This window comes from Sphingopyxis selenitireducens, assembly GCF_051550705.1.
Lineage (GTDB): Bacteria > Pseudomonadota > Alphaproteobacteria > Sphingomonadales > Sphingomonadaceae > Sphingopyxis.
The window spans coordinates 494064-518191 of record NZ_JBPULG010000003.1 but is presented as its reverse complement, the minus strand read 5'-3'; the positions used below and the strand labels follow the sequence as shown (position 1 = coordinate 518191).

Annotated in this window: 15 protein-coding genes; 8 read left to right on the top strand and 7 right to left on the bottom strand. The window is 63.8% G+C overall.

From position 1 onward, the window contains the following. Positions 1-9 precede the first annotated feature (9 nt). A complete protein-coding gene (locus ACSYDV_RS12435) occupies positions 10-1170 on the bottom strand; it encodes a helix-turn-helix transcriptional regulator (RefSeq protein ID WP_438324130.1) in 1161 nt (386 codons plus the stop codon). Positions 1171-1289: 119 nt separating this feature from the next. On the opposite strand from ACSYDV_RS12435, the gene ACSYDV_RS12430 reads away from it, so the two are divergent. From ACSYDV_RS12430 to ACSYDV_RS12405, 6 genes are all read left to right on the top strand, one after another. Beyond that, on the top strand, positions 1290-2978 hold the full coding sequence (locus ACSYDV_RS12430) for a DUF885 domain-containing protein (RefSeq protein ID WP_438324129.1): 1689 nt from the start codon (positions 1290-1292) through the stop codon (positions 2976-2978). 33 nt (positions 2979-3011) lie between these two features. After that, the gene (locus ACSYDV_RS12425) at positions 3012-5066 is read left to right on the top strand and encodes a prolyl oligopeptidase family serine peptidase (protein ID WP_438324128.1); all 2055 of its coding nucleotides are present in this window, start codon (positions 3012-3014) and stop codon (positions 5064-5066) included. Positions 5067-5197: 131 nt separating this feature from the next. Next, positions 5198-7345, top strand: a complete 2148-nt coding sequence (locus ACSYDV_RS12420) for a TonB-dependent receptor (protein WP_438324127.1) — start codon at positions 5198-5200, stop codon at positions 7343-7345. A 99-nt stretch (positions 7346-7444) separates the two neighbouring features. Further along, on the top strand, positions 7445-8803 hold the full coding sequence (locus ACSYDV_RS12415; protein ID WP_438324126.1) for an MFS transporter: 1359 nt from the start codon (positions 7445-7447) through the stop codon (positions 8801-8803). 13 nt (positions 8804-8816) lie between these two features. Next, positions 8817-10823, top strand: a complete 2007-nt coding sequence (locus ACSYDV_RS12410) for a prolyl oligopeptidase family serine peptidase (protein WP_438324125.1) — start codon at positions 8817-8819, stop codon at positions 10821-10823. A 155-nt stretch (positions 10824-10978) separates the two neighbouring features. After that, entirely contained in the window at positions 10979-11584 is a 606-nt protein-coding gene (locus tag ACSYDV_RS12405) for a TetR/AcrR family transcriptional regulator (RefSeq protein WP_438324124.1), read from the top strand. A gap of 60 nt (positions 11585-11644) precedes the next feature. Here the strand turns inward: ACSYDV_RS12405 and ACSYDV_RS12400 are convergent, their stop codons facing one another. From ACSYDV_RS12400 to ACSYDV_RS12385, 4 genes are all read right to left on the bottom strand, one after another. Continuing rightward, positions 11645-13750, bottom strand: a complete 2106-nt coding sequence (locus ACSYDV_RS12400; protein ID WP_438324123.1) for a TonB-dependent receptor — start codon at positions 13748-13750, stop codon at positions 11645-11647. 45 nt (positions 13751-13795) lie between these two features. Next, positions 13796-15829, bottom strand: a complete 2034-nt coding sequence (locus tag ACSYDV_RS12395) for a S9 family peptidase (RefSeq protein ID WP_438324122.1) — start codon at positions 15827-15829, stop codon at positions 13796-13798. Further along, positions 15826-17865, bottom strand: a complete 2040-nt coding sequence (locus tag ACSYDV_RS12390) for a prolyl oligopeptidase family serine peptidase (protein WP_438324121.1) — start codon at positions 17863-17865, stop codon at positions 15826-15828. The genes ACSYDV_RS12395 and ACSYDV_RS12390 overlap by 4 nt, the downstream gene beginning before the upstream one ends. A 108-nt stretch (positions 17866-17973) precedes the next feature. Continuing rightward, positions 17974-18471: an SRPBCC family protein gene (locus tag ACSYDV_RS12385; RefSeq protein WP_438324120.1), complete on the bottom strand. Its 498-nt coding sequence runs from the start codon at positions 18469-18471 to the stop codon at positions 17974-17976. A 165-nt stretch (positions 18472-18636) separates the two neighbouring features. On the opposite strand from ACSYDV_RS12385, the gene ACSYDV_RS12380 reads away from it, so the two are divergent. Next, entirely contained in the window at positions 18637-19785 is a 1149-nt protein-coding gene (locus ACSYDV_RS12380; RefSeq protein WP_438324119.1) for a helix-turn-helix transcriptional regulator, read from the top strand. A 210-nt stretch (positions 19786-19995) separates the two neighbouring features. Then, entirely contained in the window at positions 19996-20613 is a 618-nt protein-coding gene (locus ACSYDV_RS12375; protein ID WP_438324118.1) for a TetR/AcrR family transcriptional regulator, read from the top strand. 60 nt (positions 20614-20673) lie between these two features. Here ACSYDV_RS12375 and ACSYDV_RS12370 read toward each other — a convergent pair whose 3' ends face one another. Beyond that, positions 20674-22383 (bottom strand): DUF885 domain-containing protein, encoded by a 1710-nt coding sequence (locus ACSYDV_RS12370; protein WP_438324117.1) that lies wholly within the window; start codon positions 22381-22383, stop codon positions 20674-20676. Positions 22384-22388: 5 nt separating this feature from the next. Next, positions 22389-24092, bottom strand: a complete 1704-nt coding sequence (locus tag ACSYDV_RS12365; RefSeq protein ID WP_438324116.1) for a gamma-glutamyltransferase — start codon at positions 24090-24092, stop codon at positions 22389-22391. Positions 24093-24128: the final 36 nt, after the last annotated feature.

The following is a 24128-nucleotide window of genomic DNA, read 5'->3' as shown; positions in this document are numbered from 1 at the left end:
GCGAATGGGCTAGGCGTCGGGTAAGCCGCGACGACGCAATTCGCTCGGCGTCGTGCCAAACCGGCGCTGGACAGCCAGCGAAAAGCTCGATGGATGGCTGTAGCCTACGGCGTAGGCGATCTGCGTTATCGACGCCGCGCGTTCGTTCAGCATCGATAACGCCTGCTGCATTCGCAGGTCGGCGATATAATCGAACACCGTCTGCCCGACGATTTGCCTGAAACCCGCGCAGAGGCTGCTGCGGCTGAGCCCGACGTCTCGGGCGAGATCGTCGAGCGATGGCGGCGCGACGAAATTCTCCATCAAGCGCTGCTGTGCCTTGATCACGCCGCGGGTCATCTGCGCCGATGCATCGAGCATGACCTGCTCGTCGTCGTGGACCATGACCTTGAAGGCGTGGCACAATATCTCGATCGCCTTCGACCGGATGAAGAGCCGCCGGCTGTGGCCGTCCAGATCGCAGCCATGAAGATCTTCAAGGCAGCGCAGGAGCGACGCATTGAGCGGCAGGCGCTGGGCAACGGTGTGGCGGAGGCCCCCGGCGATGAAAGCCTGTAGTGCGCCCGGCAGTTCATGCGCGCGATCGGCGTAGAGGTCCTGTAACCGGCTGCGATGGATATAGACGGTCACCGTCCGGCTATGACCGATGAATACCGCCTTGCCCGGGGGCATACCCGCAGGTTCGATCACGATCGCCGACCCCGCACCTTTCAAATCGATCCGATCGCCGCGCGCCGTGACATATTCGCCGTCGCCGTCGCTCGCGATCCGGACGCGCAGCATGTCGGGCGCCGCCACCGACATCGCGTTTGGACGGTCGTGCGTGACATCGTTGAAATGGACAAGGAAACCGTCGGAAAGCACGCAACATTCGACATGGCCGCTCCCGAATTCCTTTGATGTATAAAATCGGTAGTGGCACGGGTCACCCATGGGCTCGATGACATCGATCTCCGGGGGCAATTCCTCATATTCCGGCAAACCCCAACCCGAAGCATTATAATCGAGCGCCAGCGCCGGTATGTCGCCATCTATCGTGAAGCGACGGAATTCTGGGACACTCGCCTGCACCTCGCCTGACGCGAGCTTGCGCCTGCGAATCGCAGGCAAGGTGGCCGAAAGCGGCGCCAATTGCTTCGACAAACTGCTGCGAGCCCGCAAGGATTCCATCGCATCATCTCTCCGCTTGCATCGATTCCGACGCATTCCAAACAGTTTTGTACGTTAAGCTAAGCCGCCGGTCGAGTCCGCAGTTAAGCTGCAACAAATCCACCGGGAGATGGCAGACTATGATGATCGATTCCGCGAAGCAGGCGCTGGACGCACTGGTCGACGAAGTCTGGGAAGCGGTTTTGGAACGCGATCCCTACACGGCCAGCGCCGTGGGCCGAAAGATCACGACATTCGGCCGGGGCGACCTCGCCGAAGCCGAGGCGACCGCCGCCGCTGCGGGGGAGCGCCTTGACCGGCTCGATCGCATCGACATCACGGGCCTCGACCGCACCGACCGACTGACCGCCGGATTCATACGCCACTTGCTCTGCATCGAAATGGACGAAACGCAACGCTGGTGGACCGGCTTCGGGATCGCGCCTTATTCGGGCATGTGGCTGTCGTTGGTCCCGCGCATGCTGCTTGCCTCGATCGACCTGACCGACCCAGCAGAGGCGGCGCGCTATCTGACGCTGGCCGCCCAGCTCACCGATGCGGTCGACGCGATGCGCGAGCGGGTGCTGGCGCAGGCAGAACGCGGCTGGCGGCTGCCCAAGCCGGCGCTGCCGAACGCGCGCAAGACGCTCGAAGGCAATGCGTCGATCACGGTCGCGGCGGTCCTGCTAGCCGAAGATCGGACCGCGAGCGACGATGTGCGCGAGGCGATCGCGCAGATCGTCGAGGACAAGTTGAAGCCTGCTTTCACGCGGCTCCTCGATACGATCGGACCCGATTATGAAGCCGCCGCGCCCGACGCGGCCGGCATGGTGCATCAACCCGGCGGCGCCGAAGCCTATCGTATATGGCTGCGCTATCATCTCGGCGCCGATATCGATCCGGCCGATCTTCACCAACTGGGCCTCGACGAGGTGGCGATGCTCGCCGCCGAAATGGAGCGGGTGCGGACCGAGCAGTTCGGCCACAATGGCGACGAAGCCTCGTTCCACGACCGGCTGCGGCAGGATCCGAAGGCGAAGGCACCGTCGGCCGAAGCGCTGGAAGCGACCTATGCCCGCCATCTCGACCGGATGGCGCCGGTGTTCGACCGCATGTTCCGCAAGGCGCCGCAGTCGCCCGCCGCAGTCAAGCGCCTGCCACTGCCGCTCGAAGCCGGAATGACCTTCGGCTATTATCAAGCCCCGGCCGAAGTCGGCGCCGAGGGCGTCTATTATTACAGCGGCAACGGCATCCCCGACCGGATGCAGATGAATGCCGCGGCGCTGATCTTCCACGAACTCGTTCCCGGTCATCACGTCCATCTCGCGCGCCAGCAGGAAAATGCGAGGCTCCCCGAAATTCGCCGCAACATGCCTATCTCGACCGCGTTCAACGAAGGCTGGGCCGAATATGCCTCGGGCCTCGGCGAAGAGGCCGGACTGTTCGACAATCCCTATGATTATTACGGATTTCTGTCGCACCAGCGCTTCGTCGCGCAGCGGCTTGTTGTCGACACGGGGCTCAACGCGCTCGGCTGGACGCTCGATCAAGCGCACGCCTATATGAGCGCGAACACGCTCGAAAAGCCCGAACAGGTGACGAGCGACATCCTGCGCTATGCGACCGATTTGCCGGGACAGGCGCTATGCTATCGCTGGGGCTGTCTGAAATTCCGTGAACTGCGCGCAAAAGCCGAAGCGCAGCTCGGGCCAAAATTCGACCTCGCCGATTTCCACGAGGCGATCCTCGACCAGGGTTGCCTGCCCATTCCCGTACTTGAGGAAAGCCTCGACCAATGGGCGCGCGAGCAGGCCTTGGCCGACAGCTGAGCGACGATCCGACCTTCGATGAAAGCCAATGACATGACCGATATCACCGCCCCTTTGGCCTATCCCGCGACCGAGCAGCGCCCCGAGGCCGTCGAATTCGGCACCGTGCGCTATGACGACGCGTTTCGCTGGCTCGAAGAAGATGCGGATGCCGCCGTCGCCGAATGGCAGCGCGCGCAGGACACACTCGCCCAGGCCTATCTCGCGGCCCTGCCCGCGTCCGAAAGCTTTGGCGAGCGGATCGCCGCGATCGGCGAAACCGACGATGTCACAATCCCGACCTTCGCGGGAGGACGCTGGTTCAAACGCTATGTCCCCGATGGTCAGGATCTTGCGGTGGTGGAGGTCGGCGACAGCCCGACCGCGCCCGGCCGCCGCCTCATCGACCTCAACGCGATGCGAGCCGGCGAACCGTTGAGCCTCGGGGTCTTTTTGCCCTCGCCCGACGGTCGCAAGGCGATCTTTTCGTGGACCGCGGGCGGACGCGAAGAACCCGATCTTCAAATTCTCGATATCGACAGCGGCGAAGTGCTGGTCGACGGTGTTCCGCACCGCAAGCCCCAGAATTTCGCCTGGCTCCCCGACAGCAGCGGCTTCATTTACCTTGCGCTTGACGCTGCGCTGGCCGGGGAGCCTTCGCTCTATCGCGTCAATCTGGCCGATCCGGCCGCCGTGACCGCCGAAGACGTGGCCGTCGACCACCCCGTCGCGCGGCCGATCCTGTCCGCCGACCGCCGGCATATCATACTCGCGCTCGATCATCTGGCGCCGCGGCTCGACTATATCCTCGATACCGAGGGCGACGCGGGCTGGCAGCCGTTCCTGAAGGGCATTCCGGGCGTCTTTCGCGGCGACATACTGGGCGATCATTTCCTCGCGATCACCGACGACGGCGCGCCGCGCGGCCGGCTCGTTTCGATCCCGCTCGCGACGCCGACGCAGCGCGAGACGTGGAAGGAGATCGTACCGCCCTCTGACAATGTACTCGCGTTCGTGCTGGTAACGGGCGAGCGCGCGGTGTTGCTCGAATGGCTCGACACTTATTCGCGTCTGCGCGTGATCGGCAAAGACGGCAACTTCGAGGGTGAAATCGCCCTTCCCGGTCGCGGCATGGTGAACAGCTTTGGCGCGAACATGGTGCTGCCCACGATGATCGACCCTATGGCGCGCGGCGCCGATGGCGAAATATTGTTCGTCTTCTCCGCCTTCGATCGGGCGCCAGCGCTCTACAGCGCAAACCTGGCGACCGGCGAAGCGACGCGGTTGAGCGAACCCAAATACAAGCTCGACGTCCAGGTTCGCGACCTCGACTGCCGCAGCGCCGACGGCGCGCGCGTCCTCTATCATGTCGTCGCACGCGCCGACCTCGACCTGTCGCGGCCGCAACCGACGGTGATCACGGGCTATGGCGGCTTCAACGTGACGGTGGCGCCGGGCTGGCTCGGCACCCAATGGGCAGCGTGGATCGCCGCCGGCGGCGTCGTCGCGCTCGCGCATCTGCGCGGCGGCGGCGAGCATGGCACGCCCTGGTTCGAACAGGGCCGGATGAAGCTGAAGCAGAACAGCTTCAACGACGTGCATGCGATCGCCGAGGATCTGATCGCGCGCGGGATCACAGCATCCGACCGTCTGGGTGTGACCGGCGGCTCGAATGGCGGCGTCATGGCGTCCGCGGTCGCGGTGCAGCGCCCGGATCTGTATCGCGCGAGCATTCCGGTCGTGCCGATCACCGACGTACTCGCGCGCGTTCGCGATCCCGTCACGATGGTGTCCTCGCTCGATTATGGCGATCCGGCCGATCCGGAAATGGCCGTGGCGATCCATAGCTGGTCGCCCTATCAGAATGTGCGCGACGCGATGGCTTATCCGGCGTTGCTGATCGACTGTGGCGCAAACGATCCACGATGCCCGCCGTGGCACGGCCGCAAGTTCGCGGCGCGCGTGCAGCAGGCGTCGACGGGCGACCTTCCGATCCTGCTCCGCGTGCGCGCCGACGCCGGCCATGGCGCGGTCGGCAAGGCACAAAAGATCCGCATGTCGGCGGACAACCTGGCATTCTTTGCCGAACAGCTTGGACTCGAGACCTAGAAACACGCCAATTTCGCCGCGCGCCGAACAGTTTTGCACGTTCGGCTAAGCGGCGGGACCGGCCGAAGATTAGCCTGTGACCGAAAACCCGGTCGATCGATCAAGAATGATAAAATGTTGGGGAGTTCTGTATGACCAAATGGATCGCGATATTAATGGCCGGCACCGCCGCGCTTCCGGCGGCAGCCTATGCGCAAGACGCCGCTCGCGTTGCGTCCGACGAAAGCGCGGACAGCCGGCCGGGCGACATCATCGTCACGGCGCAGCGTTACGAACAGAAGCTGCAGGACGTCCCGCTGTCGATCAGCGTCATCGGAGCGGAAGAGCTTCAAGGCCGGGGCGTCACCGCGTTGACCGACCTCCAATATTCCGTACCGGGCCTTTCGATCTATGAAGTTGGCACCGGCAAGCAGAGCATCCAGCTCCGCGGCATTTCCACGTCGATCGGCTCGACGACCGTCGGCATCTATTATGACGAGACGCCGCTGTCGCTCGATACCACGGGCGATTCTTTCATGGTCCGCATGATCGACCTTGAGCGCGTCGAAATATTGCGCGGGCCGCAGGCGACCTTGTACGGCAATGGCTCGATGGGCGGCACGATCCGTTACATCCCCGCTGCACCCCGGCTCGACGCCGTAAGCGGGTCGGCCAACATCGAATATAATCAGACCCGCCACGGCGAGGCAGGATATAAGGCGGTCGGCGTCATCAACCTGCCACTGGTGACCGACGTGGCCGCCGTGCGCCTCGCCGCTGCCTATGAACGCACCGGCGGCTTCATCGACAATGCCGCGACGGGCGAAAAGGACATTAATCGCGCCGACATCTATACGGTTCGGGGCAGCCTGCTCGTCGAACCGACCGAAAATCTGTCGATCTCGCTGCTCGGTCTCTATCAGGAATCGAAGCAGGCCAGCCAGGACATCGGCACGGATTATCAGACGGTCATGGCCGTCCCCTCTCCGCTCAACGATCGCTACACGCTGGTCCAGGGCAAGGTGGGCTATGATCTGGGCTTTGCGGAACTCAGCGCTTCGGGCAGCTATATCGATCGCCGCAACTTCACGCAGTTCGATCTGTCGGCGCTGTTCGTGCCCTTGCTGACCCTGCCGCCGCCGTTCGGCCTGGGCTTGCCGGCCGGCCTGATCACCGAAGTCCCCACCCAGGCGACCACAGACTTCAAGGTTTGGAACAGCGAGCTTCGCCTGACGTCGCAAGGCGATGGCCCCTTCACCTGGCAGCTCGGCGTCGCGCATAACGACCTCAAGGTTCATCAGTTCGGCGGGACCGACACCGCCCCCGGCACGCTGCCTTTCGCGATTATCGAGAGCGAGGATCGCCGCCGCAGCAAGGCATGGACGATCTACGGCGAAGCAAGCTACGCCCTCACGCCGGAACTGCGCGCGACCGCCGGTGTGCGTTGGTTCAGCGAGAATAAGCAGCGGCTGATTACGGCCACGAACTTCGGCCTGACGTCGGTGGACCCCGGCGACAAGACTTATAAAACGGTCAACCCGCGCTTCAATCTGAGCTATGACTTCACGCCGGACTCGATGGTCTATGTCAACGTCGCCAAAGGTTTCCGTAGCGGCGGCTTCAACCAGACTTCGGCTGGCGGCGGCGTCATTACGGTTCCACCAACCTATAAACCGGACTCGATCTGGACCTATGAACTCGGTGCCAAGCACGCCTTTGCCGGAAACAAGCTGACGCTCGACGCCAGCGTCTATCGCAGCGAATGGTCGGATGTTCAGTCGAACAATTTCGCTCCCGGTAATGTCATCACCATCGTCAATAACTCGGGCCATGTGTCTGGCTGGGGCGTGGACCTGTCGGCCGCCGCGCGTCCCACGAGCGATCTGACACTGAGCGCGACCTATGGGTGGAACAATCTGAAGTTCGACGAGGCAACCGCCGACAAAGCGGTCGGCGATCCGGTCGACGCCGCGGTGCGCGAAAGCTGGTCGGCCTCGGCCGACTGGCGTCCCGCGCTGGCAGACGGTGTCAACGGCATCGTCCGGGTCGACTACCAGCATGCGAGCCGCGGCCAGTTCACGCTGCGCAACCTGAGCCCGGCCCTGATCGTCGAGCGGCCGGAACGCGATCTCGTCAACCTGCGCGTCGGCGCCGCGTTCGGCCCGGTCGAGGTCACGCTGTTCGCCAACAATCTGTTCAACGAGAATGCACCGGTCGTGGTCGGCCCCTTCGGCCTGATCCTCGAAAATGTCGAGCAACGCCCGCGCGTGATCGGCATCAGCGCCAGCGGACGATTCTAAATCAGATCGCAACGGTTGCAGCGTTTTCCCCATGCCGGAACGCTGCAACCGTATAAGCTAGAGGCGATGAACATTGTTTGAGGAAGGCGAGCGACAGCCATGACCAGTTTGGCCAGCACCGGCGTACCGCCCGGCAATGATACGGCCGGCAGTGCCAAGACAGCCGCCGAAAAGGCGCCCGCGTCGGCGTGGTACGCGCTCGCGATCCTGATCGGCACGACGCTGTTCGCCTTCGTGGATCGACAGATTATCAATCTGATCGCGCCATCGCTGCAAAGCGATCTGGGCATCAGCGACTTGCAACTGGGTATGTTGCAGGGGCTCGGCTTCGCCTTCTTCGCCAGCCTCGCCGCCTATCCGATCGGCTGGTTGTCCGACCGCTATGGCCGGCGCCTTGTGCTCGGCTGCTGCATCATGGTGTGGTCGATCTCGACCGCGGCCTGCGCATTCCAGACAAGCTTTGCGGGCATCTTCGCCGCCGCCGCCGGGATTGCCATCGGCGAGGCCGCGTTGACGCCGGTGATCTTCTCGATGCTGCCCGACCTGTTTCCCGAGCGGCAGCGCAACACGGCGAACTTCATTTTCTTTGCGGTCGCCTTGCTGGGCGCGGCACTCGGCCTGGCGCTGGGCGGCGTGACGCTCGACCTGCTCGCAAAGAACCATGATGCGTTGCCGGCGTTTTTTGCGAGCATGGAAAGCTGGCGCGTCGCACTGATCATCGTCGCCGCGCCCGGACCGCTGTTCGTCCTGCTGCTGACGACGATCCGGATGACGAGCAACAGCGGAAAAATTACCGCAGGCGCCGAGCCCGCTTTCGACAAGATCGTCCCCTTCCTGCGGGAGCATTGGCGCACAATCGCATGCATTTATGGTGCGATCTTTGCGTACAGTCTGCCTCTCGGCGCGGTGGGCGCCTGGCTGCCCGTCGCGATGCCGCGGGCTTTCGAGGGGATCGATGCGTCGTCGGTCGGCGTGCAACTCGGGATCGCGATGGGAATCGGATCGATCACCGGGCTGATCATGGCGCCGATCGGAATCAAGCTGCTACGCGGCGATCCGGACCTCAAGCCGCTGCGGACGGCGCGCTTCTATCTGACCGTCGCAATCCTGCCGACCTTCCTCATCCTGTTCGCATTGGAGCCGTGGCAAATCTATGCCGCCGTCGGTGTGCAGGTCGCGCTCCTGCTCGCGACCGGCGCGCTGATGCCCGGCGTCCTGCAGCAATTGTCGCCGCCGCACCTGCGTTCGCGCCTGCTTTCGCTGCTGGGCATTGCCGCCGCCATTTCGGGCGGGCTGGCACCGATGATGGTGGGCGCGATGTCCGGCCTGCTCGATCCGAACCGCGGCCTGATTACCGCGATGGTCATCGTCGGCCTGCCCGCGTGGATCGTCGCTGCGATCCTTATGTCGATGGCCCGGCGCCCCTTAATCAAGACGATCGCCGCGATCCGCGGCTGACAGGAGACAGAATGTGGTAACCGAAGTGATCGGCGGCGTGACCGTGGAAGATCCGTTCCGCTGGCTGGAGGATGATACGGACCCGAAGGTCGCCGAGTGGCAAAAGCAAGCCAATGCGACGACGGTCGAAGAACTGGCCTCCTCGCCCAATGCCGCCGCCGTTGCGGCCGCAGTCCGCGCGACCTTCGAAGACATCATCATGTGCACCGCGCCCGAGCGTTTCGGCGACAAATGGTTTCGCAAAATTCTGCCGCCGGGCGGCACGCAGGTCATGTTCGAAATATCGGACAGCGCGACCGGCAAGGGCCGTGTGCTTGTCGATCCCAGCGGCGACGGCGCCAATGCGATGATTTCGTCGACCTTCCCTTCGCCCGACGGATCGTTTCTGTTCGTCGGGATCGTCAACAACGGCATATACAGCTACCGGGTGATCGACGTCGCCGACGGCAGCGTCCTGCGCGACGATTTCGGGCAGTTCAGCAACATCGGCTTCTGCGCGTGGACGCCCGACAATCGGGGCTTCTTCTTCACCACCATGGCGATCACGACGAACGCCGACGGCCAGGTCATTGGACAAACCCAGGTCTGGTGGCAGCCGCTGGAAGGTGAAGCCGAACAACAACAGATCGAACTCGATCATCCCTCCGCCTTTCCGCTGATTTCGGAGGATGGCCGCTGGGCCGCGATCCGCACCAGCCAGGTCGCGCCTTGCCCGCGATGGCTTCGCCGGCTGGACGGCGGCGAATGGACGCCATTCCTGACCGACGAGACGGCGATGGTCAAAGGGACGATCGTTGGCGACGAATATTGGGCGATCACCGACGATGTATCGGGTTGGTGCCGCCTGGTCGCCATTCCGCTGGAGGGTTCGGGCGACCGGTCAAGCTGGCGCGAAATCCTGCCGGCACGGGAAGATCACAAGCTGCTGTCGATCTCGCAATGCGGCGACTATGTCGCGCTCTCGATCATCGAGTCCGGTATCATGCAGATGAAATCTATCGACCTCGACGGTGTCGATCGCGGCAATGTCGCACTGCCCGGCGATGGCGCCTTCGGCCTGTTCGGCCTCGGCTATATCATGGGGATCGCGATGCCGATCGTCGCCGCCGACGGCGACGGCTGCACATTTGTCCATAGCGGCTTCGACCGCAGCCCCGGCGTCTACCGCGCCGACCTGTCCAACCTGTCGATCGAGGAGCTGGAGGCGCCGGCGCATGTGCTGCCCGACCGCGACGTCCAGCGCTTCGAGGCCGAAGGGCCGAACGGGACGGTGTCCTGGTGGGCAATGCGCAAGGCATCGACCCCGCTCGACGGATCGGCGCCGACGATCGTGATGGGTTATGGCGGGTTCAACGCGCCCGAGATCCCGCATTATACGGCGATGGCCGCGGCCTGGACCGAACTGGGGGGCATTTGGGTCCACAGCCAGCTGCGCGGCGGCGGCGACCGCGACCGGGCGTTCTGGGAGGCCGGACGCATGCACCGCAAGCAGGGGACGTTCGACGATCTCTATGCGGTGATCGAGGATTTGCATGCGCGCGGCTTCGCGGTGCCCGAACGTACCGGCGTCTGGGGAACCTCGAACGGCGGCCTGCTGGTCGGTGCGGCGGTGTCGCAGCGCCCCGACCTGATCGGCGCTGCGGTCGCGCAGGTGCCGATCCTCGACCTGATGCAGATGCGCAAGGACCCGGCGACGCTCGGCATCGCGATGGCCGATTATGGCAATCCCGAAGACCCTGTCGATGCGCCCGTCCTCCACGCCTATTCGCCTTATCACAATGTGAAACCCGGCGTGGCCTATCCAGCGCTGCTGTGCGATGCGGGCGCCGACGATAATCTTTGCCCGCCCTGGCACAGCCGCAAGATGGTCGCGGCGGTCGAGGCAGCAAGCAGCTCGGGACGCCGCGCGCGAATCCGGGTGCGCGGCGGTGCGGGTCACAACCAGATGACGAGCGAGCTGCTGATCCAGCGCGACATCGAGGAGCTGACTTTTTTCTACGATGAGCTTGCCCGCCCTTAGGGCGGCCTCTCATCGACTTTCGTCACCGGACAAAAAGGTTTCGCCATCGTCGCGAAGTGTGTTCTCGGTCGCCCCAAACGCCCTCCAGCGCTTTGTAACGGAGCGAAAAGATGGGATGACAATCGCTCGAGAAGACAGGCAGGACGTGAACCCCGATGGCTGGACGCACACCCAAGAACACCGCCAGCGACTGGATCGACGCCGGGCAGCGGATGCTCGTTGACGAAGGCATCGCCAAGCTGAAGGTCGACCGGCTCGCCAGCCGGCTGGGCGTGTCGCGCGGCGGCTTTTATCATCATTTCAGCAGCCGCGACGAATTCCTCGACCAGCTTGTCGGGCATTGGGAGGCGACATGCCGCTTCCTGCCTGAGGAGCCCCCGCCCACCCGGCCTGCCGAGGCGATTGCGTGGTTCGACGGCGCGATCACGCGCCTCATCGGGTCGGATGGCTACGACTATCATTTCGATTTCGCGGTGCGCGAATGGGCTCGCGCCGATACGCGCATCGCATGGGCGATCGAGCGCGCCGATCGCGAGCGGATCGAAACCCTCCAGATATTTTTCGAAGCGATCGGTTATGGCGGCGAGCAGGCCGCAACGCGCGCCCGCGTCTTTTACTATCATCAGATAGGCTATCATGCGATCGGCGTCCGGCAGAGCATTCCCGAGCGCCGCCGGAATGCGGAGCATTACATCAACATTCTCTGCGGCGAGCAGGCCTTGGCCGAGGCGCGTGCGACATGGACGGCCCGCGCGGCCTGAACCGCCGGGCGGCGCCTTCTTGCAAGAAGCTGCCGCCCGACGCTCGTCCCAGGCCGCCGCTCAGAACCTCGCGTTCGCACTGATCCCGATCACGCGCGGGCGCTGTTCGATATTCTCAGCTATCGTGCCGAGCGGACCGATCAGGTTCGGTGCATCTTCATTGAACAGATTGTTCGCGAACAGCGCGACCTCGACCGGTCCCACTTCGACACCGACGCGCAGGTTGACGAGATCCCGGCCGGGCCGCCGGATGACCGGCGGGACGGCGAATGTACGCAAGGTGATCTGCGATGCGCCGGCGTGCTGATAGTCGATGCGGAAGATGCCGGTCATGCTGGCGGTCAGTTCGGGGCGGTAATCGAGCGACGCCGACCAAGATTTGCGCACGGCGCCGTCGACCGGATCGCCGACCGCCTTGTCGATCGTCGCCTTATCGAACTTGAGGTTGTTCCAGCCATAGGTGGCGGAGAGTGTCAGGTCGCGGGTCGGCCGCGCCATCGCCGACAGATCGACGCCCCAGCCCTGTACGTGACCCGAATTGGTGACCGCCGCGAGCACGGTCCCCGGCACGAAGGTATAGGACTGCACCTTCGACCATTCGTTTCGATAAACGCTGGCGTCGAGGGTCAGCTTGCCTTCGAAAAGCTGATGCTTGGTGCCAAGCTCATATGTCCAGATTTCGTCCGAGTCATAGGTCGGCGGGATGCCGGTGCCGGCCGACGTCGCGTTGAAGCCGCCGCTGCGGAAGCCCTTGGCGACATTCGCATAGACCATCGCGTTCGGCGAGAATTCATAGCTCAAGTTGAAGCGCGGATTGAGCGAGTCAAAGGTATCGTCGCCGATATCGACCTTCGACGCACCGAAGTTCGTGCTGTCGATGTCCGCCTTTTTGTGCTCGTTGAAATAGCGCAGGCCGACGATCGCCTTGAGCTGCGGGGTGAAGGCGTAATTGAGCTCGCCGTAAAAGGCATAGGATTTGTTGCGGTACAGCACGTCGGCCGACGAGAGTATGAGCGGTGCATCATTGGGTTCGGTGAACGCCTCCGAAAACTGATGCGATTTGGAATCGCGATACAGCGCCCCGACCTGCCAGCCGAGCGGCCCGTCGCTTTGCGAGGCCAGCCGGATTTCGCCGTTATAGATGCGGAAATCGGCGTCGTTCGCAAGGCCGACTCGGTCGATGAAGCCGGGCGGAAAACCCAGGAGCCCGAGAAAGGGAACATAGGCCCCCGACACGTCCGACGCGCCGCTGTTGTGGCGATCGATATAGCTTGCCGATGCGCTGAGCTGCGCGAAATCAAGGTCGTAACTCGCCTTGCCCTGGATCAGCGTATAAAGGTCGTTGATCGGTTGCGGCACCAGTGCCGCGGTCTGATAATCGACGCCGAAATCCTGATTGTCTTGCTTCGATTTCTGGTAAACTCCCATCAGCGACAGGCTGATCCGATCGGTGGGCTGCGCCAGCAGCGTACCGCGCAGCGTATAGATGTCGGCCGAATTAATGTCGTCCTCGCCCGTCGCGGCATTGTCGATGAAACCGCCGATCCGCTCATAGCCCGCCACCAGGCGCACCCCGAGCTTGTCGCTCGCGATGGGCAGGTTGAGCACGCCGACCGCCTTGTAATTGCTGTCACCATAACGGGTGGACGAATATTCGCCTTCGAACGACCCACTGATCGCGTCGAGCCGCGGCGCCGCGGGAATATAGCGGATCGTGCCGCCCATCGATCCCTGCCCATAAAGCGTCGCCTGCGGCCCGCGCAGCACCTCGACGCGCTCCATATCATAGAGGCGGACGTTCATCGGGTCGCCCTGCGTATCGAGCCCGAGAGGGGTTTCGTCGAGGTAGACCCCGACCGTCGACGAACCGATGGTCGTCGCCATCCCGCGCAGCTGAACGAACTGGCGGCTGACGCCGTACTCGAAGGTCGAAAGACCGGGTACCGAATATTGCAGATCCTTGAGGTCGGTCGTCCCGCGCGCGCGCAGTTCCTCGGCACCGATCGCGCTGATCGACAGCGGAACGTCCTGCAGACGCTGTTCATAACGCTGTGCGGTCACGATAATGTCGGTCGATTGCGCCTCGGGCGCATCGGACCCGTTCGCGTTCGCAGCAACCGGCAACAACGCTGTGCTGGCCATCAACGTCAGGAACAATCTGGTCATCGTCAAACTCCCCAATCTTTATTTTGTTTTGAGCGTTGCCGGCGATCAGCCCCGGTCAGCCGGCATATGTTTCGAGAACCAGGCCATCACCCGGGCGTTGAAATCGAAGATCGCGGGCATGGTGCGGACGCCATGTCCTTCGGTCGGATAGGTCAGAAGGACGCTTTCGATGCCCAGGCCCTGCAAGGCGCGGTGGAATTCGAGCGCTTGCCCCGGCGGCGTGATATGATCGAGTGCGCCGCAGATATTAAGCGTCGGGGTCTTCACGCGGCCCGCATGATGGACAGGGCTATGCGCGAAATATTTGCCCGTCGGATTGCTCACATGATCGTCCAGGAACATCTGACAGAAGGACGGGACATTGCAGGTGAAATGCTGGCTGACCCAATTGCCGATCGGCGCGACGGGCACGGACGCGGCGAAGCGCTGGTCCTGCGTGATCAGCCAGTTGCTGATATAGCCGCCATAGCTGCCGCCGGTGACGCCGATCCGCTTGGGATCGGCGATGCCCGCCTTTTCCAGCGCATCGAGCCCCGACAGATAATCATAGGTATCGGCGCCGCCCATATCGCCGAACACGTGCCGCGCGAACGCCTGCCCGCGCCCGCTCGATCCGCGGGGATTGGGCTGGAACAGCGCATAGCCCGCCGCGAGCGCCATTTGCGCGAAGGCTGAGCGGCCGATGTAGAGCGGGCGCGTATACCATACGGGACCGCCGTGGACCTGCATGATCAGCGGGTGCGGACCGTTCCCGGGCGGGGTGATCAGCCAGCCATGGATTTCGAGGCCGTCGGGCGCGGTCCACTGAAAATCGCGCGCGGTTCCGAGCGGGCGGACGATGGCATCGGTCTCGGGCGAGCCGAAGCGGCGGATCTCACGCTCGGTTCCGCCTTCGAAAGCGAACAAAGTCGGCGGCTCGAAGAAGGATTCCACCTGAAACAGGAAATCTGCGGGGCTGATGCCAAGCGGTGCGACTTCGGGAAACATCGTGCCCGAGGGCGTGCGTTCGCCGCCCTGCCAAAGCGTGGTGACGCTTTTGGTCACCGTGTCGAGAAGGCCGACGAGCGTGTTGGGCCCCTGCCCCGCGACGTACAACAGTTGATCGTCACCGCGCCAATGCAGTTGCACCACGTCGCCATTCAGCGCCGCGCCGCTATCGATCGCGCCGCTGGCGACATCGATAAGGCGCAGGTCGCCGGCAACGATGTTGCGGTCGCTGCACACCGCCTCGACCACCGCAACACTTTCGCCCGACGGTGAGACCGCGAGCCAGCCAAGCTGGTCCGCCGGCGTGAACAGCGCGCGTATGCCCCCGTCGATCCCGATCAGCCGCACATCTGCGGCGTACCATGCATCCTCCTCGGGCTGGTCGGAACAGATTGCGGCGATACCATGCTGCCCGCACCATGCGGCCTGCCAGATGTTGATTCCCGCAGGGGTTACGCAGCGCACGCTATCGGCGGCTAAATCGTAAAGCCACGCGCTGCGCCATGCCGCGGCCTCGGGCGCGCCCTCGATCGCGGGAGCCCAATCGGGTTGCCCGGCGCCGTCGGTATCGAGGCTGATCGCCATTGCGCCCTGTGCGCCGGCAAGGTCGGAGCCATAGCCGGCCACACTCAGCAAGATCGTCTTGCCGTCGGGCGACCATTGCAGCGCCTCGACGAAGCCATCGACTTCGGGCACGGCGCGATCGGTTCGACTCTCCAGATCGAACAGACGCAGGCGATTGATATGCGCCTGCTCGCGGTCGGACAGAAACGCGATGGTGCGGCCGTCGGGCGACCATTTCGGCGCGCTGTCCGATCGCGGGCCGTGGGTCAGCGTCTCTATCTCACCCGACACCAGATCGACCAGCACGAGCCGCGTCGTCGATCCACCGTCGCGCGACGCCAGGCCCTCCAGCGCGTCGCAAATCGACGCGGCGGCAACCACATGGCGCCCGTCGGGACTGACTGCGAGTTGGCTGAGCAAAGCCGCTTCGCCCGATCCGGGCCGGAGCCACGCGCGCGTCAGCTCTTCGGTTTGCTTGAACAGCGGATGATTACGCAGGTCCGCCTGCGCTGCGATATCGACGGTCATGCGCCCGGCTCCGCAGCCTTGAGGCCAATCTGGTCCATCACGAAAGCCAGCCATTCGCCGTTCCATCGCGCGGCGTCGGCCGGATCGTGCGCGCCATGCCCGGTGTCGCGCCAGACGCGCAGGTGGATCGGACGATCGCCTGCATTCGCTTCGTCGAGCCGCGCGGTGAATTTGCGGCCGTGGAACGGCATGCAGCCGAGATCCTTTTCGCCGAACACCTGATAGACGGCGGGATATTCGACCCCGTCGCGGACATTGTGATACGGCGACCAGCGGCGGATGCTGGCGGCGTGTTCGGGCTCTTTGGGATCGCCATAATCTTCGAAGAAAATTGCCCTGACCCCCGCGACCGCAGGCGTGTCGGGCAACGGCTCCATCATGTCGAAGATCGGCACGGTCGGCACCACGGCGCGCCAAAGATGCGGCTGTTGGACGATAGCCACCCCCGCCAGCAAGCCGCCGTTGCTGCCGCCCATGAACACCATCTTGCCGGGGACCGACACGCCATCGGCGATCAGCGCCTCGGCCACGGCCTCGAGATCGTCGAACGTGTTCTGCTTGTTGAACAGCCGGCCGCCGTCGTGCCAGGCTTTCCCATATTCGGCGCCGCCGCGCAGCGATGCCTGAACGAACACCCCGCCCGCTTCGATGAACGGAACATGCGTCGCGGGGAAAGACGGAAGCTGCGAAAGATTGAAACCGCCATAGGCATAGACGAGCGTCGGTTGGGGCGAGCCCGGATCGACATCCTTCCGGCGCACCACGAAATAGGGAATGCGCGTGCCGTCGCGGCTGGTCGCGAAACGGCGTTCGGCGGTGGCATCGCCGAGTTGATGCTTTGCTTCCCCGATCTGGCGGAGTTCGCCCGTTTCGGAATCATGGACGAACAGGACCGACGAGCGGGTAAAGGTCGTGTGCGTCAGCGCAAATATGTCGGTCGGACGCACCGCGCGCTCGGTGAGCATCGACTGCGACGAGCCCGGGTTTTCGAGCGGGAGCGTCTGGACGAGTTTTCCATCCAGATCGAACACGCGCACGCGCAGCGATACATCGACCAGATCGCCGACATAGAGCCGCCCGCCGACGACGCCCGCCCAACCGATAAAGCCCTCGCTCTCCGGCACCAGTTCGCGCCAGCTCTCCATGTCGCGCGAGCTGGCGGCCGGGATCGCGACCACGCGGCCACGCGGCACGTCATTATTGACGCGTGCAACATAGGTGTCGCCGTCGATCCAGCTGCCATCGCATTCGCCTTCGAACCCGTCGGGCAGAAACGGCGTCGCTTCCAATGTCTCCAGATCGACATGGACCAGGGCCACATGTTCGTGCGGTTCGGTCACCGCAACGCCGCGGCTCCCGTCGGGCGATATTTGCAGCGTCAGGCCCGAATGTTTGGCGGAGACAAGATGGTCGGGAAGCAAAACCGCTGCGCGTTCGGGCGCCCCTTCGGCAACCGGCACGAAGCGCAGTTCATGCACGCCGTCGGCATTCCGGCCGTCGATCCAGAAGCCGCTCTCGTCGGGAAGCCAGCCGGGCCGCGCGCCCGAATACATTATCGCCGCGGTATCGAGCAGATGCCGCCCGGTCGCGGTCTCATAGACCGACCATTTGCCCATCATGTCGCCGTCGACGCCCCATACGACCGCAACGAAACTACCCTCCGGCGATGGCTCCATGAAGGCGAGCATGACATTGCCGCCGCCGTTCGCTTCTGAGAGAAGGCGTTTCGACACGATCGTCCGTCCCGGACCCGCCGGTTCGGCGCTGGCGCGCAGCACCTGATCGTCACCATCCGCGACATAGCCGAACCACAAAGCGCCCCGCTTGCGCGGTACAAAATAGCCGCCGGCGTCGGCCAGTTGCAGCAGCCGGCCGTGTACCGGGGCATAATTGGGCGACGCCTCGGCCGCCGCGCGCGCGATCCGGTCGCGTTCCCATTGCCAGTCCAGCGCTTCGGGCGTGTCCTCCTGCAGATGCGCGAAGCGATCATCGAAGGTGATGCCGCCGATGGTTTTCTGAACAGGTTTGGCTAGCATGTAAGGGGTCTCCAAGATTTCAAAAACTGTAACGGGCGGGACACGCCGCACCATTCGCAAGCGGATAGAATCCTTCGGCGATCCGACAGATCACACCGACGCGCGCACTCAGGCGCCCTCTTCCACCCGTGCCTTGATGCTTTCGAGATAGGCTATGAGATGCGCGTCGGCGCCGGCGGTCATTTCGGCGAGGGTGGCGGCCACCCCGGCCTTTGCATCGCCGGCGGGCGCTTCGACCTGAAGCTGCGTATGGCAATCGATCGCATAACGCGTGCCGCCAGCCATTTCCTGGGCGTGATAGGTCGCATAGACACGCATACCGCCGGGGACCGAGAGGTAATCGGCCGCCGCGCTCAGGCGCCGGGCGGCGTCGTTGCGCTCGGTGATATGAACGATGCGTTCGTCGACGACACCATTCTGTTCGAAGCGCATGCGATAGCCGCCGAACACTGCGGCCGGATCGTCGATCGCCTCGATCGCTCCCAGCTCGCGAAACTTCTTTGCCTCGATATAGTCTTCGAGGATCGCGCGCCACACCACGTCGGGGGCTGCCGCGATGTCCATCGCAACATGATTGACCATCGTGACCGGAATCGGTTCCGCCATATTCTCACCTCTCTTTGACGACGCACCGGCCTAGTTGGCCGGCTTGTCCCGCTCCCCCATCGTTGGGGGCTGCTGGGAACAGATTATGGCGGCGGGTGGACGATCTCCATTCGATAACGTACAATAGTGTATAGTGATCGTCCAAATGACGGCGCGAGGAGATGCATGCATCAGATGAACGACGCCGCTCCGGCAGCACAGCTCCCGGTTTTGCCGACCAGCCGCGGGCGATCGAATCGCCGGGCGCTCGTCGCATCAGCGCGGCCGCGGCGCTTTCCAGTCGTCGCAAACAAGATGCCGACGGTCGTACTCGATCGCGAGATCCATAACTTCACTTATGAAGAGGATAGCCGGACATCCTATCCCGACGTTGAGACGCTGACCTCGCTGGGGGATCGTAACCATTTCCGTGTCGAAGGATCGGCGAACCAGGCATTCGGCTATTATGAATTTTGCGGGCTGGACGAGGGATTCTGCGTCGTGATCTGCGACGCCACCTATCTTGCGCCGCTGGCGATATCGATGGTGGCCGAGAATTTGGTGCGCGTCCGCATCGCCAGCGATGGCGACGGCGAATATGCGGCGGCAGAGGGCGAACTGCTCGACCTGAAAGGCCCAAGCGCTTCGATCATCATCGAGCCGCCGGGCCAGCCACCGGCCGAGGCCGTCTCCGCCGGTCATCATCTCGCCGTCGAAGTCTATGTCCATCGCGACATGCTCGCGCGCCTTTACGCCCGCGACGATCATGAACTGCCGGCGGTTCTGCAGGCTTTCATCACGGGCCATTTGGAGCATACCGTCGCGCGGCGCCTGCCGCTCAGCCCCCACCTTCTCCGCGCACTCGAAGATCTGCGCGGCTGCACGCTGGAAGGTCGCAGCCGGCGGCTGGTCATTCGGTCGAAAGCGATCGAGATTCTCTGCCACGCGTTCGAGGCACTCGCTCAAGATGAAAATGGCGATGCCGTCCCGGAAGCATCCCGGCTCGCGTCGAATGGCGTGCTGAAGGCGCAGCGATTGCTGGCCGAGAATTTCGTTAGCCCGCCGTCGCTCGACGACCTCGCGCATGAGGTGGGCATGAGCCGCAGCGGCCTGTGCGCAGCGTTCCGGCAGATCGTCGGGCAGTCGGTGTTCGACTATGTCGGCGACCTCCGGATGCAGCAGGCCCTCGCGATGCTCAATCAGCAGGATGCGACCATCGCCGAGGTCGCCTATGCCGTCGGTTACGGCCATCCGTCGAGCTTTTCGGTCGCGGTGCAACGGCGTTTCGGGACGACCGCCAGCGAACTTCGCCGCCGCGGACTACCGCCGGCCTGAGCCACCGAAAACGGGCGAGGGTCAGGCCGAGTGGCCGAGGGTCAGCGTCGGCGTCGTCGCACCTTCGGCGAAGAAGACGGGGCTGCGATCCTATGGACCGGTCAACATGCATTCATGCATGCATGCTTTGTGGTTCGACGAAAAATGTGACATGAGCGGGCCGAGGGCGGCAGTTTAACGATCGCCCCGGCAGCAGGAAATCGAACGCCCATGGTTGGACGCACGCCAAAGAATACGGTGCAGGACTGGATCGAGGCCGCGCAGCGCACCCTGGTCGACGAGGGGATCGCGGGCCTGAAGGTCGATCGCCTCGCCAATCGGCTGGGCGTGACGCGCGGCGGTTTCTATCATAATTTCAAGGACCGCGACGAATTCTTCGACCAGATTATCGCGCATTGGGAAGCGACGTGCCGCTTCCTGCCCGAAGAGGCACCCCCGCCGAAAGCAGGCGATGCGGTCGAATGGCTCGACCGCATGATCGCGCGGCTGATCGAGTCCGACGGATACGACTATCATTTCGATCTCGCGGTGCGCGAATGGGCGCGTGCCGACAAGCGCGCCGAATGGGCGGTCGAACGCGCCGACCGCGAACGGCTTGAGGTATTGCAGCGCTTCTTCGAGGCGCTCGGCTATGACGCAGATCACGCCGCGATCCGGGCACGCGTCTTCTATTACCACCAGATCGGCTATTATGCGATCGGCGTCCGCCAGAGCATTCCCGAGCGCCGCAAGAATGCGCAGCTCTACATGGACATTCTCTGCGGCGAGGAAGCACTGTCCGCCGCGCGCGCCTCAGCTCAGAAGGCCCGCAAGCCCAAGGCGGCCTGAACCTGCGCCGCCAGCCCTCACGGGCCGCCCGCATCAGCGGGCGCCCTCCATCCCGAGCGCTTAAGCTGCGATGCTGGCATCTGCCTTTCTTTCTTCCAGCCAGCCATCAATCGTCTGTTCGAGGACCGGCAAGCTCACCGCACCCGCCGAAGCGAGCGCGTCGTTGAAGGCGCGAATGTCGAAGCGGGGGCCAAGCGCCGCCTCGGCGCGCGCGCGCAATTCGCGGAACTTCATATTGCCAAGCTGATATCCGAGCGCCTGCCCCGGCAATCCGACATAGCGGTCGACCTCGGCCTCGATCGTTTCGATCGGCATCGCCATATTTTCGCGGAAATAATCGATCGCGTGCGAGCGCGTCCATCGCTTGGCATGCAGGCCGGTATCGACGACGAGGCGCACCGCGCGCCACATCTCCATTTCGAGCCGCCCGTAACGCTTTTCGGGCGTGTCATAGAGGCCCATGTCCTCGCCCAGCCCCTCACTGTAGAGCGCCCAGCCCTCGAGGCATGCCGAATAATGCATCGCGCCATGGCGACGGAACGCGGGCAGATCGGTCAGTTCCTGGATCAGCGCGAGGTGCATCAAATGCCCCGGCCACGCTTCGTGAAGCGCGATCGGCAGGTGCATATAGCGGGGCAGCTTCGACGGGATCGAGGTGATCCAGTGAACGCCCGCGGCGCTGTTGTCGGCGGGATTGGGCTGCGCATAGGCGGGCGGCATCGCGGCGGCGATCGCCTCGGGAATGCTCTTCACGCCATAGGTCGCGCGCGGGATGCGGCCGAAGAATTCGGGAATCCGCGCGTCGATGCGCTTCGATAATATCTCGATTTCCTGCCGCAGTGCCTCGCCGCTTTCAAGAAGCTGGCTGTTGTCGCCCTGCAGCTGCCGCTTGAACCCCGCAAGGTCGCCGGCGAAGCCGCCGTCGGCTGCAACCGCCTCCATCTCGCCCGTGATGCGTTCGACCTCGGCAAGGCCGATCGCGTGGATGTCTTCGGGCGGCAGGTCGATGGTCGTATATTGGCGGATCAGGAAACGATAATGCCCCTCGCCGCCGACATCGCCGACACAATCGAGCGCATCGCGCGCGACCGGAAGCAGCACCTTCTCGAGAAAGAGCGCATAATTCATCAGCGCCGGCGCGATGGCTTTCGCGACCAGGGTCCGTCCTTCCTCGACGATGTCAGCAAAGGCCGCGCCGCGCGTCGCGAGTATCTTCAGCGGCCCGAAGAAGCTGTTGGCCTCGACGTCAACGGCCGCCTGTCCCTTCACGACACCCACCGCGCGTTCGATGACCAGCTTCGGATAGCGGATGCCGCGCTCGCGGCCTTGGGTCAGCGATTGCTGCACGCCTTCGAGCGCCGAGGGGACCTTGGCGAGGCGGTCGATATAGCGGCGCGCCTCATCGAGCGTCGCGATGCTCGTCATCGACGCCCAGCTCGCGAGCCCGAATTCGGGGCCGAGTGGATAGATGCTGGGGCGCAGATGCCCTTGCTGCGCGACGATATCGACGGTCTGCGCAAGCTCGCCGCGAAGAAGCATGAAGGTCGCGCGTTCGGTCTGCGACAGTGCATCGAAATCGATCGCGCCCAATTCGTCGAGCGCGGCCGACGCCCAGACGGCGCGGCGCTCATGATCGCCCGGCGCATCGCGCAGCAACAGGTCGCTGCGCGGGGTCAGTCCGGCAAGGATCGCTTCGGTCGGAAATTCGTCGCAACGGAAATCCCAATAGCGTTGGGCGAGCGCGTCGAGAGCAAGGCTGGGGGACGTCATGCTGTTTACTCCTTGATGCCGTCGGCAACGGCGCAGCGGCGCGGATCGGCGACCGCAGTGAATGTGTTCGAAGCTTCGTCGCGCGCGATCACCGAGAAACTGCCCATGTGAAAATCGTATCCGGGCTGCGCGCCGACGCGGACGCCGAGCTTGTGCAGGTCCTGAACGACGCCGGGCGCGAGCCGATCCTCGATCGCGACGAGCTGCCCGTCGGTCATCGGCAGCATGCGCGGCGCATCGACCGCGGCATAAGGATCGAGCTTGAAGTCGAGCAGATAGGCAAGAACCTGCGGCAGCGTGCAGTGGATGTTCCCCGGCGAGCCCGCCGAAAAGACCGGCTTGCCGTCCTTCAGCACCAACGTGTTGCCGATGATGCAACGCGCCTTCGCGCCCTTGATCAGCACCGTATCCATCGGGCTTTGCAGCGCGCCGAAGGTCGAATGGCTGCCGACCATCGGAATGCCGCCGATGACCTGCCCCGGAATGCCCGAGCCCTGCAGCGTGTCCATGAACTGGCACCAGTTTCCTTCGGCATCGACCACCGCGATCTCGCAGCTGCCGCTCGGCTGCTTTTCCTCATGATGGACGAGGCGCGGCTTGCCCGAGGGGCCCGCGGTCGCTGCCATAATGTCGCCTGTGCCGCCGGGGCCGTCGCCCGACAGGCGAATATGATCCGTCATATCGACCTTCGGCCGCGACCCGCGGATCAGCTTGGCGAGATGTTTGTGATAATCATCGTCGAGCACTTCGGCGCGCGGCACGTCATAAATATGGTCGTCGCGCGCATATTCCCAGTGCCGCTGCCCCTGACGCAGGGCGTGGCCCATCGCCCAGAAATGCTCGGCCGATCCCGGCGCCATGTCGCGGATGCCCAGATGCTTGAGCACGCCGAGTGCCACGCTCGAGAAAAAGCCCTGCGCCTGCGGGGGGCCAAGAAACAGGATTTCATATTCGTTGTAAGGAAAGCGCAGCGGCTCGACCCAGCGCGGCGGCGTCTCGGTCATATGCTCGAGCTTGACCTTCCAGCCGAGATCATTGCCCTTGGCGACGAACTTCTCGGCCCAGGGGCCGGTGATCATATAGTCGGGGCCGTTGTCGCGGACGCCGCGCAGCGTGTCGGCCATACCCGGCGGCGTGAAGATGTCGCCGACGTTCGGGAAATATCCGTTCGGCTGATAGAAATCGCGACCCTCGGGGAAATAGGTGATGAACTTCTCACCATAAATGTGCACGCCATATTCGAAGGTCGAGACCTCATGCCCGGTCTCGGCCCACCGCACCGCGTCGGCGCAAAGGTCGGCCCAGTCCTTGGTCGCGAACTTCGCGTGAATTTCCTTCAGCCCCGGCATGAAGCCCGGAATGATCGCCGACGGCGGCGAGGTCGCATAGCTGCCGAGCCCCGGCGGTACGGGCTTGAACGGCGACAGACCCGAGGGGTGCCCACCGAGGCTGTCGAGCTGATGAACCTTGCCCGTCTTCGCCTCATAATAGAGCATGGTGACGAGGCCCGCGTGGTTGGTCATGAACGGCTCAACCGCCGCCTGCACCATCGCGCCCGCGATCACCGCGTCGGCGGCATTACCGCCGCTGTTCAGTATCTTCATGATCGTCTCGGTGACGATCGCACTGTCAGACGTTACGGCCGCCTTCAATCCCGTCACCGGCGTCTTCGGCCCCGGGTTCACGATATAGCCTGAAAGGTCGGCCATAAGTCTCTCCTTTGATGATATGTTTTGGGCGCGCGT

Coding starts and splice junctions, on each gene's coding strand:
- ACSYDV_RS12430 (WP_438324129.1), top strand. CDS start 1,290: ATGATGATCGATTCCGCGAAGCAGGCGCTGGACGCACTGGTCGACGAA.
- ACSYDV_RS12380 (WP_438324119.1), top strand. CDS start 18,637: ATGCATCAGATGAACGACGCCGCTCCGGCAGCACAGCTCCCGGTTTTG.
- ACSYDV_RS12400 (WP_438324123.1), bottom strand. CDS start 13,750: ATGACCAGATTGTTCCTGACGTTGATGGCCAGCACAGCGTTGTTGCCG.
- ACSYDV_RS12370 (WP_438324117.1), bottom strand. CDS start 22,383: ATGACGTCCCCCAGCCTTGCTCTCGACGCGCTCGCCCAACGCTATTGG.
- ACSYDV_RS12365 (WP_438324116.1), bottom strand. CDS start 24,092: ATGGCCGACCTTTCAGGCTATATCGTGAACCCGGGGCCGAAGACGCCG.
- ACSYDV_RS12395 (WP_438324122.1), bottom strand. CDS start 15,829: ATGACCGTCGATATCGCAGCGCAGGCGGACCTGCGTAATCATCCGCTG.
- ACSYDV_RS12405 (WP_438324124.1), top strand. CDS start 10,979: ATGGCTGGACGCACACCCAAGAACACCGCCAGCGACTGGATCGACGCC.
- ACSYDV_RS12390 (WP_438324121.1), bottom strand. CDS start 17,865: ATGCTAGCCAAACCTGTTCAGAAAACCATCGGCGGCATCACCTTCGAT.
- ACSYDV_RS12425 (WP_438324128.1), top strand. CDS start 3,012: ATGACCGATATCACCGCCCCTTTGGCCTATCCCGCGACCGAGCAGCGC.
- ACSYDV_RS12435 (WP_438324130.1), bottom strand. CDS start 1,170: ATGGAATCCTTGCGGGCTCGCAGCAGTTTGTCGAAGCAATTGGCGCCG.
- ACSYDV_RS12375 (WP_438324118.1), top strand. CDS start 19,996: ATGGTTGGACGCACGCCAAAGAATACGGTGCAGGACTGGATCGAGGCC.
- ACSYDV_RS12420 (WP_438324127.1), top strand. CDS start 5,198: ATGACCAAATGGATCGCGATATTAATGGCCGGCACCGCCGCGCTTCCG.
- ACSYDV_RS12415 (WP_438324126.1), top strand. CDS start 7,445: ATGACCAGTTTGGCCAGCACCGGCGTACCGCCCGGCAATGATACGGCC.
- ACSYDV_RS12385 (WP_438324120.1), bottom strand. CDS start 18,471: ATGGCGGAACCGATTCCGGTCACGATGGTCAATCATGTTGCGATGGAC.